This window comes from Shimia sp. NS0008-38b (assembly GCF_040370365.1).
GTDB lineage: Bacteria > Pseudomonadota > Alphaproteobacteria > Rhodobacterales > Rhodobacteraceae > Shimia.
Map to the genome: position 1 here is coordinate 509,987 of NZ_BAABWQ010000003.1, position 14,586 is coordinate 524,572.

Annotated in this window: 21 protein-coding genes; 7 read left to right on the forward strand and 14 right to left on the reverse strand. The window is 56.0% G+C overall.

What is annotated here, in order from left to right:
- Positions 1-16: 16 nt before the first annotated feature.
- Positions 17-547: a c-type cytochrome gene (locus tag ABWV47_RS14565; protein ID WP_353313048.1), complete on the forward strand. Its 531-nt coding sequence runs from the start codon at positions 17-19 to the stop codon at positions 545-547.
- A 75-nt stretch (positions 548-622) separates the two neighbouring features.
- On the opposite strand, the gene ABWV47_RS14570 is transcribed toward ABWV47_RS14565, so the two are convergent.
- The gene (locus ABWV47_RS14570) at positions 623-1,096 is read right to left on the reverse strand and encodes a phosphatase domain-containing protein (protein WP_353313050.1); all 474 of its coding nucleotides are present in this window, start codon (positions 1,094-1,096) and stop codon (positions 623-625) included.
- Positions 1,097-1,282: 186 nt separating this feature from the next.
- Between ABWV47_RS14570 and ABWV47_RS14575 the strand changes: the two genes are divergently transcribed.
- From ABWV47_RS14575 to recR, 3 genes are all read left to right on the forward strand, one after another.
- Positions 1,283-3,073 carry a DNA polymerase III subunit gamma/tau gene (locus ABWV47_RS14575; protein WP_502959709.1) on the forward strand — a complete coding sequence of 597 codons (1,791 nt, stop codon included), beginning with the start codon at positions 1,283-1,285 and terminating at the stop codon, positions 3,071-3,073.
- A 92-nt stretch (positions 3,074-3,165) separates the two neighbouring features.
- The gene (locus tag ABWV47_RS14580) at positions 3,166-3,510 is read left to right on the forward strand and encodes a YbaB/EbfC family nucleoid-associated protein (RefSeq protein ID WP_353313052.1); all 345 of its coding nucleotides are present in this window, start codon (positions 3,166-3,168) and stop codon (positions 3,508-3,510) included.
- 67 nt (positions 3,511-3,577) lie between these two features.
- Positions 3,578-4,168, forward strand: coding sequence for a recombination mediator RecR (recR, locus tag ABWV47_RS14585; RefSeq protein ID WP_353313054.1), 591 nt, complete (start codon positions 3,578-3,580; stop codon positions 4,166-4,168).
- A gap of 115 nt (positions 4,169-4,283) precedes the next feature.
- Here recR and ABWV47_RS14590 read toward each other — a convergent pair whose 3' ends face one another.
- Positions 4,284-5,033: a DUF1013 domain-containing protein gene (locus ABWV47_RS14590; protein ID WP_353313056.1), complete on the reverse strand. Its 750-nt coding sequence runs from the start codon at positions 5,031-5,033 to the stop codon at positions 4,284-4,286.
- A 153-nt stretch (positions 5,034-5,186) separates the two neighbouring features.
- Here ABWV47_RS14590 and ABWV47_RS14595 point away from each other — a divergent pair, with 153 nt between their 5' ends.
- On the forward strand, positions 5,187-5,837 hold the full coding sequence (locus tag ABWV47_RS14595) for a ribonuclease T2 family protein (protein ID WP_353313058.1): 651 nt from the start codon (positions 5,187-5,189) through the stop codon (positions 5,835-5,837).
- 18 nt (positions 5,838-5,855) lie between these two features.
- Here the strand turns inward: ABWV47_RS14595 and ABWV47_RS14600 are convergent, their stop codons facing one another.
- The 8 genes from ABWV47_RS14600 to ABWV47_RS14635 form a co-directional block, all read right to left on the reverse strand.
- Entirely contained in the window at positions 5,856-6,248 is a 393-nt protein-coding gene (locus tag ABWV47_RS14600) for a hypothetical protein (RefSeq protein WP_353313060.1), read from the reverse strand.
- A 133-nt stretch (positions 6,249-6,381) separates the two neighbouring features.
- Entirely contained in the window at positions 6,382-6,945 is a 564-nt protein-coding gene (locus tag ABWV47_RS14605) for a F0F1 ATP synthase subunit B (RefSeq protein ID WP_353313062.1), read from the reverse strand.
- 4 nt (positions 6,946-6,949) lie between these two features.
- Complete coding sequence (locus ABWV47_RS14610) at positions 6,950-7,492, reverse strand: F0F1 ATP synthase subunit B' (protein WP_353313064.1); 543 nt, start codon at positions 7,490-7,492, stop codon at positions 6,950-6,952.
- Positions 7,493-7,578: 86 nt separating this feature from the next.
- Complete coding sequence (locus ABWV47_RS14615; RefSeq protein ID WP_090027589.1) at positions 7,579-7,803, reverse strand: F0F1 ATP synthase subunit C; 225 nt, start codon at positions 7,801-7,803, stop codon at positions 7,579-7,581.
- Positions 7,804-7,858: 55 nt separating this feature from the next.
- Positions 7,859-8,617: a F0F1 ATP synthase subunit A gene (locus ABWV47_RS14620; protein WP_353313066.1), complete on the reverse strand. Its 759-nt coding sequence runs from the start codon at positions 8,615-8,617 to the stop codon at positions 7,859-7,861.
- Positions 8,618-8,619: 2 nt separating this feature from the next.
- A complete protein-coding gene (locus tag ABWV47_RS14625; protein WP_422063654.1) occupies positions 8,620-8,922 on the reverse strand; it encodes an AtpZ/AtpI family protein in 303 nt (100 codons plus the stop codon).
- Between the two features lie 255 nt (positions 8,923-9,177).
- The gene (locus ABWV47_RS14630; protein WP_353313070.1) at positions 9,178-9,483 is read right to left on the reverse strand and encodes a phosphotyrosine protein phosphatase; all 306 of its coding nucleotides are present in this window, start codon (positions 9,481-9,483) and stop codon (positions 9,178-9,180) included.
- 214 nt (positions 9,484-9,697) lie between these two features.
- Entirely contained in the window at positions 9,698-10,579 is an 882-nt protein-coding gene (locus ABWV47_RS14635) for a LysR substrate-binding domain-containing protein (protein ID WP_353313072.1), read from the reverse strand.
- A 106-nt stretch (positions 10,580-10,685) separates the two neighbouring features.
- On the opposite strand from ABWV47_RS14635, the gene ABWV47_RS14640 reads away from it, so the two are divergent.
- Together ABWV47_RS14640 and ABWV47_RS14645 are read left to right on the forward strand one after the other, a co-directional pair.
- Entirely contained in the window at positions 10,686-10,916 is a 231-nt protein-coding gene (locus ABWV47_RS14640; RefSeq protein ID WP_353313074.1) for a hypothetical protein, read from the forward strand.
- Between the two features lie 41 nt (positions 10,917-10,957).
- Positions 10,958-11,311, forward strand: a complete 354-nt coding sequence (locus ABWV47_RS14645) for an ArsR/SmtB family transcription factor (RefSeq protein WP_353313076.1) — start codon at positions 10,958-10,960, stop codon at positions 11,309-11,311.
- Here ABWV47_RS14645 and ABWV47_RS14650 read toward each other — a convergent pair.
- From ABWV47_RS14650 to ABWV47_RS14665, 4 genes are all read right to left on the reverse strand, one after another.
- On the reverse strand, positions 11,271-11,777 hold the full coding sequence (locus ABWV47_RS14650) for a ClbS/DfsB family four-helix bundle protein (RefSeq protein WP_353313078.1): 507 nt from the start codon (positions 11,775-11,777) through the stop codon (positions 11,271-11,273). The genes ABWV47_RS14645 and ABWV47_RS14650 overlap by 41 nt on opposite strands.
- Before the next feature lie 105 nt (positions 11,778-11,882).
- Positions 11,883-12,713 (reverse strand): transglutaminase-like domain-containing protein, encoded by an 831-nt coding sequence (locus tag ABWV47_RS14655; RefSeq protein WP_353313079.1) that lies wholly within the window; start codon positions 12,711-12,713, stop codon positions 11,883-11,885.
- Positions 12,714-12,775: 62 nt separating this feature from the next.
- On the reverse strand, positions 12,776-13,693 hold the full coding sequence (locus ABWV47_RS14660; protein WP_353313081.1) for a DMT family transporter: 918 nt from the start codon (positions 13,691-13,693) through the stop codon (positions 12,776-12,778).
- Positions 13,693-14,574, reverse strand: coding sequence for a LysR family transcriptional regulator (locus tag ABWV47_RS14665; RefSeq protein WP_353313083.1), 882 nt, complete (start codon positions 14,572-14,574; stop codon positions 13,693-13,695). Before ABWV47_RS14665 ends, ABWV47_RS14660 begins: the two co-directional genes overlap by 1 nt.
- Between the last annotated feature and the right edge of the window lie 12 nt (positions 14,575-14,586).

Consider the following 14,586-nt stretch of genomic DNA (forward strand, 5'->3'; position numbering starts at 1 on the left):
GAGACGGAAACGTAGCATGTTCGACACGATGACAATGACCAAGGTAGTAGGCGCCCTCTGCGGTACGCTTCTGGTATTCCTGCTGGGCGGCTGGACCGCCGAAACTCTCTATCACACCGGCCCTTCCGGTCACGGTGATGGCCATGCGCAACAAGCTTATGTGATTGAAGTCGAAGGCGGCGACGACCACGGTGGTTCTGACGTCGAAGAAGGACCATCGCTTGAAGAGCTCCTCGCCAGCGCAGACGTTGCAAAAGGCGCAAAAGTATTTGGCAAATGCAAGGCGTGCCACAAGCTCGACGACGGCGCGAATGGCACAGGCCCACACCTGTTTGGTGTTGTAGACCGTGCCGTAGATTCGGTGGCTGGCTTTAACTACTCCGGCGCTCTCGAAGAAGTCGCAGATGTTTGGTCTCCCGATAACCTGAACGGTTTCTTGGCCAACCCAAAGAAATTTGCACCCGGCACCAAGATGTCTTTCTCAGGTTTGAAGAAAGACACGGACCGCGCAAACCTGATCGCGTATCTGCAGACCATTGGCGGATAAGACAAGACACGATCCAAATCATGAGAGACCGCAGCACCGCCTGCGGTCTTTTTTGTTGGAACGCGCAGTATCATACTAAGCTTTGTGAATCCGGCCCTCGGTGGCCCACACCATCTGCGGATCGGTTTCCACAGCACAGGGGCGCACATCGCGCAGGCGCGAGAGCGCCTCGCCGCTGGGCAGGCCACTCGCCACCATCAGTTTCAGCGCAACCATGCCCGACCGTCCACATCCGCCTCGGCAATGCACCAACACACGTCCACCGCCGCCCAAAATATCCAATGCGCGCTGGCAAAGACCCTGCCATGAAACTGTGCCCGCAGCGTCAGGAATGTCATAGTCCCGAATCGGGAAATGCTGCCAGGCCACGCCAGCCTCATGCAACAACTCTGGTAAATCTGCCGCCGCTGCAGACGCCAACTCCACCTGCTCCACAAGGCTGATTACCAAATCTGCGCGCCACGTTACTATGGCTGCGAGGTCATGCGCCAAGCTGTTGTGTAGACCCGGCATAGCCGACAGCGCCAGACGACCTCTGCCAAACCTCATCTCAAACAGTTCTAAGCCCACTAACCGCCCCCTGCTGCTAAGCCGCCCACAATTCACGTAGTGCGCCCGTTCGGGTCTCAACCCGCATATCCGGTGGACGCGCCGCCTCGCCCCGCTTAACCTGCGCCACAGCACCACCACAGACCAGCCGAATCTCACAATCGGCCTCAAAATTTCAGGACGCCCATGACCGACACACCCGACACCGCCTATCAGGTTCTCGCGCGTAAATATCGCCCTGAAACCTTTGCGGACCTCGTCGGACAGGACGCCATGGTCCGCACACTGAAGAACGCCTTTGAGGCGGACCGCATAGCACAAGCCTTTGTGATGACTGGTATCCGCGGCACCGGCAAAACCACCACAGCCCGCATCATCGCCAAAGGTATGAACTGCATTGGCCCCAACGGCAACGGCGGCCCTACCACCGAGCCTTGCGGTGAGTGTGAGCATTGCAAAGCCATCATGGAAGGCCGCCATGTCGATGTGATGGAAATGGACGCCGCGTCGCGCACTGGCGTGAATGACATTCGCGAGATCATTGATTCGGTGCACTACCGCGCCGCGTCTGCACGCTACAAAATCTACATCATCGATGAGGTGCACATGCTTTCCACCAGCGCGTTCAACGCGCTGCTTAAGACGTTGGAAGAGCCGCCCTCACATGTGAAATTCATCTTTGCCACCACTGAGATTCGCAAAGTACCTGTTACTGTATTGTCTCGGTGTCAGCGCTTCGATCTACGCCGAATTGAGCCCGAAGATCAAATTGCCCTATTGCGCAAGATTGCCGTCGCAGAAGGTGCCGAGATCACAGACGAGGCCTTAGCTTTGATCACCCGCGCAGCTGAAGGCTCTGCCCGAGATGCGCAATCCCTGCTCGACCAAGCCATTTCTCATGGCTCCGGCGAAACCACCGCCGATCAGGTCCGCGCGATGCTGGGTCTGGCGGATCGCGGGCGCGTGCTTGATCTGTTTGACATGATCCTACGCGGCGACGCAGGTGGTGCGCTGAGCGAGATTGCCGCGCAATATGCAGATGGGGCTGACCCGATGGCCGTGCTACGCGACTTGGCCGAAATCACTCATTGGATCTCAGTTGTTAAAATCACGCCTGAGGCCGCAGACGACCCCACCATCAACCCGGACGAGCGTGCACGCGGCATGACCATGGCCACTGAGCTGCCCATGCGTGTGCTGACCCGCATGTGGCAGATGCTGCTGAAAGCGCTCGAAGAGGTCGCCGCCGCCCCCAATGCCATGATGGCCGCTGAAATGGCCATCATCCGCCTCACCCATGTTGCCGACCTGCCCAGCCCCGAAGAGCTGCTGCGCAAGCTAAAAGACACGCCTGCTCCGCCCGCTGCGCCAAATGGCGGCGGTGGCCTCAACTCGGGCCACACACACGGCGGACAACAAATGGGACATGCACAGGGCGGCCCTGTGGGTAGCGGTGCTGGCGGCTCTGGTCCAGTGCATGGCGCTCCGACCGCCGCACGCGGAGGCACGGTGACCGCTTTGGCGGTGCAAGACGATGCCGCCTTGGCCAAATACGTGACGTTTGAACATGTGTTGGAGCTGATCCGCACACGGCGCGATGGTGTTCTGCGTGTACAAGTCGAAGAATACGTGCGGCTGGTGTCCTATCAGCCCGGGCGCATCGAATTTGAACCTGCCCCCAATGCCCCTGCCGATCTGTCCCAACGGCTTGGCAGTCAGTTGCAACGCTGGACCGGGCGTCGGTGGGCCATCACACTTGTGAACGAAGGTGGTGCGCCCACAGTGGCCGAAGTCCGCGATGCCGCCGCCACAGAGATGCGCAATGAAGCTTTGGCCCATCCACTCGTGCAGGCCGTGATGGATGCGTTTCCAAAAGCCAAGATTACTGAGATCAAATCTCGCCGCGACCTGGCCAATGAAGCCCTCGCAGAGGCCCTGCCTGAAGTCGAAGACGAGTGGGATCCCTTCGAAGAATAAGCCCGACAGGGCCATCCTTCACACGGCAAACTCTTGTCTGTGGGGACGCTGATGCGTATCTAGACGGCAACCAATGAATTAGGAGACACTCAATGCTCAAAGGACTCGGCAATCTCGGCGACATGGCCGGAATGATGAAAAAAGCGCAAGAAATGCAATCCAGAATGACGGACATGCAAGACGAGCTTCATAACATCATGGTGGTCGGCGAGAGTGGCGCTGGCCTTGTGAAAGCGACAGCCTCAGCCAAAGGTGAGCTCAAAGCTCTCGACATTGATCCATCGATTTTCAATGGCGAGGACAAAGAGGTGGTCGAAGATCTGATCCTTGCGGCGATCAAAGATGCGCAAACCAAAGCCAATGATCGTGCCCAAGACGAACTGGGCAAAATAACCTCTGATCTGGGTCTTCCAGCGGACATGAAGCTGCCATTCTAAGACGGGTGTGTTCCGGGTTGGTTCTTGTTATAACCACTCAAATTGGTCGCGCATAAAGGGCCCGGACATGAGCAGTTCCGATATCGACACGCTGATTGAGATGATGGCCAAGCTTCCTGGGCTTGGCCCAAGGTCTGCGCGCCGGGCAGTGCTCCATCTGATCCGCAAACGCGCGTTGCAGCTGACTCCGCTTGCCGACGCGATGCAGCAGGTTGCTGCAACCGCGCGCGAGTGCCTCAATTGCGGCAACGTCAGCACATCGGATATCTGCGACATTTGCCAATCCGAGAAACGTGCCACCGGTGTGCTCTGTGTGGTCGAAGACGTGTCGGACCTCTGGGCGATGGAACGCGCCGGGGTTTTTGATGGTCGCTACCACGTCTTGGGCGGCACCTTGTCAGCGCTTGAAGGTGTGGGGCCTGAGGACCTCTCGATCCCGCGATTGATGGACCGTGTAACGAGCGAAGACATAACCGAGGTGATCCTCGCCCTGAATGCCACCGTAGATGGTCAAACAACAGCACATTACATCGCCGACCAACTGGAAAGCCGGGTCACCTTAACCTCACTTGCACAGGGGGTGCCGGTCGGTGGAGAGCTCGACTATTTGGATGAGGGCACGATTTCGGCTGCGCTCAACGCTCGAAAAGCACTCTGACGGCCGCGGCAGAAGCTGGTGACACCAACCCGTTTTTTTTGCGCCGTAAATGGCAAAATGGCCGCGCTCTGGAAAGCACGGCCATAAGATTTTCAAAACGCATATACGTTGCAGCTTAGCGCGGCTGCTCGTCTTCATCGCCACCAGGCAGATTGAAGAAGCTGTCGGCATCTGAGAAATCGCCATCTGATTGCGTGTCTTCATCATCGTCATCCGCCAAAGAGAAAGTTTCCAAACCTTCAATAGCCGATGGGATTTTAGGCTCAGCTTCCATCTCAAGCGATTGCTCTGTCGACACCAACTTGCGACGTTCGTCATCAGACATCACGCCACCCTCAGCAGCAGTTTTGGCAGCAGCTTTCTGAACAGCAGCATCCAACTCAGACTGTTTGCAAAGACCCAGTGCCACCGGATCGATGGGCTGAATATTACTGATGTTCCAATGGGTGCGCTCACGGATCGCTTGGATGGTGGGCTTTGTTGTACCTACCAGCTTGCCGATCTGACCGTCAGACAGCTCTGGATGGAACTTCACCAGCCATAGGATCGATGCGGGGCGGTCCTGTCGCTTGGACAGTGGAGTGTAACGCGGGCCGCGACGGTTTTCTTCGCCTGTGGCCGCTGCGTTAAACTTCAAGCGCAACTTATGCATCGGGTTGTTTTCCGCCGATGTGATATCTTCTTGAACCAGCTGGTTGTTGGCGATCGGGTCAAACCCTTTTACGCCGGTGGCAACATCGCCATCCGCAATGCCCTGAATTTCCAACTCATGCATGCCAACAAAATCCGCGATCTGCTTGAAGCTGATCGTGGTGTTGTCCACCAGCCAGACGGCGGTGGCCTTGGGGTGCAGCAGCTTGGCCATGTCTCTACTCCTTACGAAATCTTGCCCCGACCCAGCATATAGATTTCCCGTCGCCTGACTTTTGTCAGACGGCACCGATGGTCTGGCGCGGGTTTCCGTTGTGGGGGAACTTCAGGCCGATATAGTGCGCCTGAACAAAAAAGGAAAGAGTGAATGCGCAGAGTGCTTGGGGCTGCTTTGGCCCTTTTGATCAGCTCCGTGTCCTGCGGGCCCGGTTTAGCCGACGGAGAGCCCGCCGGAGAGTTTGACTACTACGTTTTAGCGCTGAGCTGGTCACCCAATTGGTGTGCCATCGAAGGTGATGCCAAACAAAGCCCGCAATGTGATCCATCGGAGGACCATGGCTGGGTCATGCATGGGCTATGGCCGCAATTCCATCGGGGCTGGCCAAGTTATTGTACATCAGCCGAACGCAACCCACCACGCCATGTGACAAACAGCATGGCTGACATCATGGGCACATCTGGGCTTGCGTGGTATCAATGGAAGAAACATGGCACCTGCTCGGGGCTTTCTGGTGAAGACTATTTCGCCACCGCACGCGCAGCCTACAACAGCGTCACCCGCCCCGCCGTGTTTCGCAAATTGAAAGACACCGTGACCCTTCCAGCTGCCGTGGTGGAGGCGGCGTTTCTAAAAGCCAATCCCACATTGGAGCCGGATATGCTGACAATCACCTGTCGCGATGGTTTTATCCAAGAGGCGCGCGTGTGTTTGAGCAAAGATCTGTCACCGGTGCCCTGTGGACGCGATGTCATTCGAGACTGCCGCTTAACAGACGCACAGTTCGATCCGGTGCGCTGATTCAAAAAAGGTTGCGGATCATACTTTGTTGATCCGCAACGCCCCGTTGCGTGCGTCCTGACATTTCTTTGAAGAAAAGTCCGCGCTTTCGCTGCTCCAGTTCACAGCCTTCACGTCGCCACCGCTGCGTCGCATATAGAAGGGCACAAAACCTTGGGCCAGACCTGATCTGCTGATTTCATTCATCTCGCCGCAATACACCCGATCGCCATTGCTCAACTCCAAAAGCTCAAAGTCACGAAACTGAGCTTCGCCGGGCATTTCGGTCTGCTCCGCCAGCTTGTTCTTTGCCCAGAACACCTCTCCGGGCTCCATTCCCGCAGATTTGGTCGAGACCTTCGTAGTTCCACCGGAACATCCGGCCAGTCCCACCACTGCTGTAGCTGTACAAATAAAAACCAAGGCGCGCATTTGACCCTCCAGATGTCTCACTCAGCGAACTGAGACACATCATGAAACCGTATTGCGGCAACACCGGGGCAGAAAACGAAAAAACCGATCCCGAAGGGGACCGGGTTTCTTCAATATCTTTTTAAATGCAAGCTTAGTGCAGCTTGGCATCTACCTCAGAAATACCAGAGTCGATGAGCTTGTTGGCATCCGCCGCACTCATCTGACCTGCGATCACATTACGTGCTGCGCCAATCGCCACAACAATCGCTTGATCACGCACTTCTTTGACAGCAGAAGCCTCTGCAGAGGCAATCTGATCTTCCGCTGCAGCCAGTCGGCGCGAGATAGAGTTCTGCAAGTCCACCTTGGCCTGTTCAGCAGCCGCTTCAGCTTCGGTTTTGGCCTGCGCAACAATGCGGTTTGCCTGTTCTTGCACTTCTTTCTGCTTACGCTCATAAGACGCCAGAACTGTCTGGGCTTCTTCACGCAGCGCGCGGGCTTCGTCGAGCTCGGATTTGATCTCGTCTGCGCGCTTGTCCAGCATGCCGCCTAGAATGGAAGGCACTTTGAAGTAGAACAGAACCGCGATGAACAGGATAAAACCCAAAAGCACGATAAAGTCGGTGTTCTTCAGAGAGAAGAACGGGCCGCTTGCCGCCAAAGCGGGTGTCGCGCTCAGTGTCATGAGGGCTGCAACTGTGGTCAGTTTCCGCATTGTCTTAGCCCTTCATCTGCGCATCAACTGCCTTTGCCACGGCCGCGTCATCTGCTTTGCCACCAAGGGCTGAGATCACTTCGGTTGTGGTGGCATTGGCCACGTCTTTGATGCTGTCCAGCGCACCGGCACGGATTTCGGCGATTGCCTTTTCCGATTCAGCGGCTTTTGCTGCGATTTCTGCATCGGCCGTTTCAATGGCCGCGTTCAGGTCAGCCTGGATCTCCACCTTGGCTTCAGCAACGATGCGCTGTGCCTCAGCTTTGGCGTCGGCGAGTGCTTTGTTATAAGCCTCTTCCGCTTCCACGGCCTTCGCCTTCAGCTCTTCAGCTGCGGCGATGTCATTCGTAATGGTCCCCTGGCGTTCAGCCAGAACCGCGGCAATGCGCGGAAGCGCGATGCGCGACAGGACGAGATAGATCACAATCAGTGTGATCAAGAGCCAGAAAATCTGGTTACCCCAGTTCGAAAAATCGAGCTGTGGCATGCCCGGTGCAGAGGCGGCCTCTGCTGCGTGGCCTGCGGCGTCAGTTGTAGTGGTCGCCATGACGTCCTCCTGGGAACTTCCGTTGGGTTACGGGTGGGGCGCAGTCATTCGCGCCCGCACCCGCACGTAAGGATGGTTCCGTAGGCTTAGACGGCGAACATCAGCAGCAGAGCAACCAGGAACGAGAAGATGCCCAGTGCTTCTGCAAACGCGATGCCGATGAAGAGAGTTGCAGTCTGGCTAGCAGCTGCAGATGGGTTGCGCAGAGCGCCGGCAAGGAAGTTGCCTGCGACGTTACCAACACCGATAGCGGCTGCGCCGGAACCGATTGCTGCGAGACCTGCGCCGATGTGTGCGAGTTGACCTTCCATGTGGGTATCTCCTTACGATTGGAAGTTAATAGATAGAGTAGAGTTTCTGGGAACCTTAGTGCGAAGGATGCAGCGCATCTTTCAGATACACACAGGTCAGAATGGTAAAGACGTAGGCCTGAATGAAGGCCACGAGGACCTCGAGACCGTACATTGCAGTGATCGCGACAACCGACACAGGGCTGACGACTGCGATCGCGGCAAAGCCTGCGAACACTTTGATCACGGCGTGGCCAGCCATCACGTTACCCGCAAGACGGATGCTGTGGCTGACGGGACGCACGAAATAGGAAATCACCTCGATGATTGCGAGGATCGGGCGCAGCGGCAATGGCGCGCTGGACACCCAAAACAGGCCGAGGAAACCGGCGCCGTTTTTGACAAATCCAACCACGGTCACGGTAACAAACACCAACAACGCGAGCACTACAGTGACAGCAAAGTGGGAGGTCGTGGTGAAGGACATCGGAATAAGGCCGAGGAAGTTGGCCATCACGATGAACAGAAACAGTGTCATGATATATGGGAAGAATTTGATGGCATCTTTGCCTGCAACATCTTCGACCATTTTGTAGACGAAGCCATAGGCCAATTCGCCGATCGATTGACCGCGGCTTGGGACGATGGCGCGACGACGCGTCCCAATCACCATCAAGGCCACAACTGCCACAACGGCCAATGCCATCCAGAGGGTTGCGTTTGTGATTGTGAACAGGCCGATGTGATCGCCACCAAACAAAGGTTTGATGATGAACTGGTCCATTGGGTGGAATACCAGACCGCCTTCTTCTGCGCCTTGTGCTTCGCTTGCCACGTTCAATCCCTCTCGTCTCTCTCAGCAGCCTCAGCCGCTTGTTTCTCTTCGATCTCTTTGGCGGTGCGCATCATCACGTTGATGCCCGCGGCCAGACCAAACAATGTAAACAGCACCATGAAGATCGGGAGTGTCCCGAACACGCTGTCCAGCGCATATCCGATGCCAAAGCCGATCCCGAGACCGGCAACCATTTCGATCACCATGCGCCATGCCTGATTGGCGGACGAATAGTGCTCATCAGCGCGGGGCTTTGGGTCCTGGGCCTTTCGGGCCGCCTCGATCCTCTCCTCCAGACGCTGCATTTGGTCTTTGTGGTTCGTCTCGGTCACGCGCAATTTACCCCTTGCTAACGTTGGCGCATTGCTACGGCGGCAGGGGCTGTGAGTCAACGCTCGAATTCCCATAGCGATTTTCAAATCAAATCACTGAAAATAAACATTTATTTTTTGTGGCTCGAAGCCGCATATGCCCCGGCAGGCGCGCCTGTTCGGCGTTTCCGCACCAAATGACATATTCAACAGTTTGGTTGAACTTCCACTCACCAGAAGGGCCGTGCCTTATGAGCGAAGGGACGCCTTGGTAAGTATGGCAGGTAGTTTTTGCCGAAGTAAGGCGATCAATTCAGGCTGCATGAACTGAAACTGATCAGGAATGGATAGGCATGCCAGTCTCGTGCTTTTTGGCAATGCGCCCATCAGCGATGTCATCTGCTTTGATTGCCGACGCTCCATTACAACCACGAGATCTGCCCACTCCAAATGCTCACGGGTAAGGTGCTCATCTGCATCTCGGCTAAGTCCAGCAAAATCTACGTCTACGTCGAACCACTCAGCCGCCATCTGCGCAGCCGTCGGGCTGCGCATTCGCGCCTTTCCGCATACAAAAAGAACTCGTTGGGCCAAGCGCGTTTCTCTCCGAAGCGATAGAGTCACCGTCCACATTTAGACCACAGCAAGGGCCCTACGTCACGCACTGACAGCCGCTGAGTGCGTTATGCGCCTATAGTGACAGCCCTTCTCACGGAGCCTGCTCACTAAACCATCCCACATTAACGGCCAGTCTCGCCAGCGATGCCCCTCAGTCACCCGAGCGAAACAGCGCAGTCTCATCCAACAACCACTGTTGAAACTGCCGCACAGCAGACCGTCGCACGCCGCGACTGCCGTGCACCAGAAAGAATGCTCCGTCTCGTAGACCCACATCAAAACACCGTACCAAACGTCCCTGCGCCACATCTGCAGACACCACTTCCGAGGACACCAAAAGCACCCCCAATCCGTTCAGAGCAGACTGATAGGCCAAAGCCGAATGCATCCGCCAACTTCTTTCCGACACAGCTTCCGTCGGTACGCCAGCAGCTTGGAACCATTGCCGCCATAGGTCTGTGTTCCGCTCACGATATCGCGCGACATCCAAAAGTTCTGACGGTGCCTCTCCCTTTATGACATTGGGTGCCGCATAGGGGTAAATCTGCGCATCCGACAGCAGTTCACACGGTTCCGCCAGCGCCCCACTATGTGCAAACCGCACAGCCAAATCCGCCTCGTGCCGTTCCACATCCGCAAGATGACGAGACGTTTCCAGCCTCAGATCAATTTCGGGATGTGCTGTGTGAAAATTCGCCAATCGTGGAACGATGAACCGCTCCGCAAACAGCGGCTCGCAGTTCACCCGCACCTGCCCTGCTGGCACTGCCGCCAAATCTTCGGTGGCCTCCGAAATCACATCCAAAGCAGGGAGCACCCGCTCCAAGTACCCACGCCCCTCCAATGTCAGCTCCACACCCCGTGGCAAATCGCGGAACAGCTTTATGCCCAACCGCGCTTCGAGCCCACGCACATGACGGCTCACAGCGGAGTGCGCCACATTCAGCTCTTCGGCCGCTTTGCTAAAGCTTTCATGCCGACCGGCCGCTTCAAAAGCGCGAAGAGCATTCAGGGGAGGGAGGTTTCTGGCCATGGGAGCACTTGTGCCTTTTTGGCACACAACCTGTCAATAAACGATGTTTGATACCCAAATACGCATCTGAAATAGTCACATAACACCTCAATTCCTGGAAAGCGTCATGCCCCATTCGACAAACGCGCCTCGGCGCGCATTGATACCCCTTGTCCGACCCGCGCTGCGCGTTTTGCAAGCGGCGATCTACAAACTCAAAGACATTCTGACCGACAAGCGGCAATTCTACCCTGACCTCTCAGATTCCATGGCGCATGATATCGGAATGAGCCCCGTGGATCTGGAAGTGCGCAGATTACGCCTACCATCTCGCTATACACATCACCCCTATGGCTAAGTCTCTTTCACATCCTCACTGGTATCGTTAAACAAAGGTCTATGGCCCCGTCCCTCGATACAGTCTTCTCCGCTCTCGCCGACCCAACCCGTCGAGCAATTTTAAATATGCTGCTCGAAGACGACATGGCAGTCACCGATGTGGCAGAGCCATTTGACATCTCTCTGGCCGCAATTTCCAAACATTTGGTGATCTTGTCCAAGGCAGGGCTCATTGCACAAGAAAAACGCGGCCGGGTGAAATGGTGTAAACTACAGCCTGACGCTATGCGCGCGGCCTCAGTCTGGATGCAAGGTTTCGGTCAATTTGAACCGGTTAATCTGGACGCCTTTGAGCGGTTTTTGGAGGGCGAACTTAGCGACCAACAGATGCCTGCTTCAGACACGTCCGAATGAACTTTGCCGCTGACCGATAATGTGACGGCCCAGCAGCCTCCGCCCAGCGCCCACACGTCCAATTGTTGTTGCCGCCTGTCATTGGCGCGCCATAAAGCGCTTCCTGAGTCAAACCGCTCACCAACTTGATCCATCTATCATGTGCTGCCAAAAACCGCACCTGTGCGTCCTCCCAGCTCACATCTGCATGCTGCGCCAAAACCGTTTCGTTGTAGGCTGCCAGCTGGTTCCACTTGTACCCCGGCGCTGGGAACGCGACCTTCTTGCCAGCCTGTCCATCCGCGTACCACCCCAAGAACAAATCAATCCAGTGGGCGCGATGCACCAACACGTCACGAATGCTCCAGTTTTCTTCAATGGATTGCGTCGCAACATCCGACGGAACGGTCACCATCAAACTCTGGAGCTTGGCAAACTCTTTTGCCGAGACAGCTAACAAGTCATCTTTGGTTTGTGCAGCAGGCATAAGGCAAATCCTCCAAAATCCCTCACTCCTGCGTACATATTATCGCGCTGCCGCGGTCTCTGTCTTTGTGTTCGATCAAGTCACGCGTGTATTCTCAAAAATGATTCACGGCGTGCATAGCAGGTCATAGCCCACCAAATTAATGTCCAAGTCTGCGCGTTCCCATTGGCTGTCCGGGTAAAACCAAATTGGCTCTGCCAGAAGTTTGATGTCCGATAAGCCCAGTTGCGGAATGGTCCACCCCATAGAATGCGACATTGCCACCCGCACACCCGGCTTGGGATTGAGACCGGGCGCAATTTCGGACACGCCCATTTTCATATGATGCGCAATGTCCCATTCCTGCACCCCAGCGTCGGTGCGAGTGACAACCCAGCAGTGCATATCCGTTGTATGGCTGCGCTTTTCTTCGGGAATGAAATACCCGGTCACGTAACCGGCCTCGATCCCGGCCGCACGACAGCAGGCGATCAGATAGGCATTGATGTCCACACAACTACCGCGCGTCATAGTGCACAGCTGCGGCATCTCATTGGTGCCTTCATAAAACGGATTGCCATGTCCATATTGAAAGAGCCCAGCCACATGATCGACCAAACACCGAAGCTTTTCGTCATCAGAGGCCATGTCGCAAACCAGCGCGCGCACCTCTCCAACCAGTTCTGAGGCGGCGCGTGTGAACCTGCTGTCGCGTGGCTGGAACATGCTCTCGACGTAGTCCAGCCCGCCACGTTCAAACATCCATTGAAACGAAATCTGCTCACCGGTCGGCGTCACTTCCACCACGGTTTGACCAGTGCCCACTTCGAACATAAAACGACTTTCGCCGCCCGACACCGTCAAAGATACAGGTGCGACATCAGGCGTAGAAAACCCAATTGGCGCGATCAACCGCGCACCACTCTTCGCGCGCAGCGCAACGTTCAAAGTGATCATGATGACTCCTCACATTCGTCATTTCTAAAATTCTAGCATTATAGAAATAACTGCTCGCAGACTTATGTGTCACTTTCAAGAAGCATCACCAAGGCAAGGCACGTTAAGGCTATTCCAACAAGCACAAAGCCACTGGGCGCGCCATGTCCTAACGCCATCTCCCACAAGATCACCCAGCTGGGAACCAAATAGGTGTAGGCCATGACCTTGGCACTGGGCAGATGCAGCGTGGCGAATTGCAAAAGAACAAACGTAGCCGCGCTGGCGAAGATCGCAAGATACAAAATTGTCCCCCACACCAATGCATCCAGCGCCAGCCAATCCGTCGCCCAAATGTCGCGCGCACCCACAATGCTCAGTATAACCAAACCTGCGATTAGCATGCCAAAGGTGAACACCACCGGTGCTTCGCCGCGATTAAGCTTGCGCACCATTGGGGTGTACACCGCGTGCAACATGCAGCCCCAAAAGTAATAAACTTCGCCTTTCCCCACTTCGAAGCGCAAAAACGCCTGCCAATCCGCCCGAAAGATCACCCAAAGCGCACCGGCCGCACCGATTCCCAAAGCCAAAAACATGCGTCTGGTTGTGACCTGCCCCAACAACCCCCATCCAAATCCAGCGGACATCAGCGGCGTCAAGGTGAACACCGCTGCGGTACTGACAGGATGGGCCGTTTTCAGACCTTCAAACATCAGGACAAAGTATCCTGCAAACAATCCACCAAGAATGAGATACCGCCATGGCGCGCGCCATGCTGAGCGCGGCACCCCCTTGGTTGTCAAAGCCGCCGCACCAATCACAATCGCCGCAATCAAAAATCGCACTGCATTCAACGCCGCTGGGTCCACAGCGTTTGCACTCATCGAACCCAGAGAAAACGACCCTGCAACAAGTGACGAAAACAACAACATCGCCAAATGCCCGCGCAGTGGTAGGCTGAGTTTCGACCGCGCATCCGGTCCAGCAGGCGCGGTCATTAAATTGTCGTCCAATCGCGTGCGCGTTCCTTTAGATAGGACAAAAACGTCTGCACCTTGGTTGTGCGGTGCAGGTCGACATGTGTGATCAGGCGCACATTGATATCCCATTCCGGGTTACTCGCCATAACTTCCGAAATGTCGCTTGCCTCCTGCGCCGCCCAAACGGGCAAAAATCCAAGACCAGCCCCACGCAAAATTGCCGCCGAGATTGCCCGATCTGATGTTGAGCGAAACACCACGTTCTCACGAGGCACCCGCGTCTTAAGCCACCGATAAAATGGCGCGCGACTATCTGGGCTATCATGGCCCACAAAGCGGTGGTTGGCCAAATCCGCCTCGTCCTTTGGGACCCCATAGCGCGAAATGTAGCTCTGCGCGCCGTACAATGCCGTGGGCAAATGCGCCAACTGCTGAACCACATTGTCCGGTTGCACCTGTCCATCCCCCGCGCGAATGGCCACATGTGCCTCGCCATATTCCAGTCGGAACACGCGATCACCTGTCAAAAACCGTACCACCAAGTCCGGATGCTCTGCCTGAAAATCTGCCAGGATCGGTGAAATCAGCGGCGCAAACCCGCCAAGTGACGTCACCACCAATTCCCCCGCCACATCTGACCCGCGCCCCTTAATGCGCCCTTCAAGCTGACCAAACTGATCGTCTGTGGCCTGTGCCACTCGCATCAGATCTTCGCCTGCTTCGGTGGCGGTATAACCGCGCGCATGTCTCTGAAACAACTTTACGCCCAGTTGAGCTTCCAACGCATCTATATGACGGATCACCGTCGCATGGTGCACTCCCAAAACCTCGGCCGCGCCGCTCACGGTGCCAAGCCGCGCCACCTGAAACGCGGTTCGTATCTCGTCCCAATTTTTCAAAAGTAGCCCTCC

Excerpts from the sequence above, each read along its gene's own strand:
- ABWV47_RS14565 (WP_353313048.1), top strand. The coding sequence starts at position 17 with ATGTTCGACACGATGACAATGACCAAGGTAGTAGGCGCCCTCTGCGGT.
- ABWV47_RS14570 (WP_353313050.1), bottom strand. The coding sequence starts at position 1,096 with ATGAGGTTTGGCAGAGGTCGTCTGGCGCTGTCGGCTATGCCGGGTCTA.
- ABWV47_RS14575 (WP_502959709.1), top strand. The coding sequence starts at position 1,283 with ATGACCGACACACCCGACACCGCCTATCAGGTTCTCGCGCGTAAATAT.
- ABWV47_RS14580 (WP_353313052.1), top strand. The coding sequence starts at position 3,166 with ATGCTCAAAGGACTCGGCAATCTCGGCGACATGGCCGGAATGATGAAA.
- recR (WP_353313054.1), top strand. The coding sequence starts at position 3,578 with ATGAGCAGTTCCGATATCGACACGCTGATTGAGATGATGGCCAAGCTT.
- ABWV47_RS14590 (WP_353313056.1), bottom strand. The coding sequence starts at position 5,033 with ATGGCCAAGCTGCTGCACCCCAAGGCCACCGCCGTCTGGCTGGTGGAC.
- ABWV47_RS14595 (WP_353313058.1), top strand. The coding sequence starts at position 5,187 with ATGCGCAGAGTGCTTGGGGCTGCTTTGGCCCTTTTGATCAGCTCCGTG.
- ABWV47_RS14600 (WP_353313060.1), bottom strand. The coding sequence starts at position 6,248 with ATGCGCGCCTTGGTTTTTATTTGTACAGCTACAGCAGTGGTGGGACTG.
- ABWV47_RS14605 (WP_353313062.1), bottom strand. The coding sequence starts at position 6,945 with ATGCGGAAACTGACCACAGTTGCAGCCCTCATGACACTGAGCGCGACA.
- ABWV47_RS14610 (WP_353313064.1), bottom strand. The coding sequence starts at position 7,492 with ATGGCGACCACTACAACTGACGCCGCAGGCCACGCAGCAGAGGCCGCC.
- ABWV47_RS14615 (WP_090027589.1), bottom strand. The coding sequence starts at position 7,803 with ATGGAAGGTCAACTCGCACACATCGGCGCAGGTCTCGCAGCAATCGGT.
- ABWV47_RS14625 (WP_422063654.1), bottom strand. The coding sequence starts at position 8,922 with ATGCAGCGTCTGGAGGAGAGGATCGAGGCGGCCCGAAAGGCCCAGGAC.
- ABWV47_RS14630 (WP_353313070.1), bottom strand. The coding sequence starts at position 9,483 with ATGCGCAGCCCGACGGCTGCGCAGATGGCGGCTGAGTGGTTCGACGTA.
- ABWV47_RS14635 (WP_353313072.1), bottom strand. The coding sequence starts at position 10,579 with ATGGCCAGAAACCTCCCTCCCCTGAATGCTCTTCGCGCTTTTGAAGCG.
- ABWV47_RS14640 (WP_353313074.1), top strand. The coding sequence starts at position 10,686 with ATGCCCCATTCGACAAACGCGCCTCGGCGCGCATTGATACCCCTTGTC.
- ABWV47_RS14645 (WP_353313076.1), top strand. The coding sequence starts at position 10,958 with ATGGCCCCGTCCCTCGATACAGTCTTCTCCGCTCTCGCCGACCCAACC.
- ABWV47_RS14650 (WP_353313078.1), bottom strand. The coding sequence starts at position 11,777 with ATGCCTGCTGCACAAACCAAAGATGACTTGTTAGCTGTCTCGGCAAAA.
- ABWV47_RS14655 (WP_353313079.1), bottom strand. The coding sequence starts at position 12,713 with ATGATCACTTTGAACGTTGCGCTGCGCGCGAAGAGTGGTGCGCGGTTG.
- ABWV47_RS14660 (WP_353313081.1), bottom strand. The coding sequence starts at position 13,693 with ATGACCGCGCCTGCTGGACCGGATGCGCGGTCGAAACTCAGCCTACCA.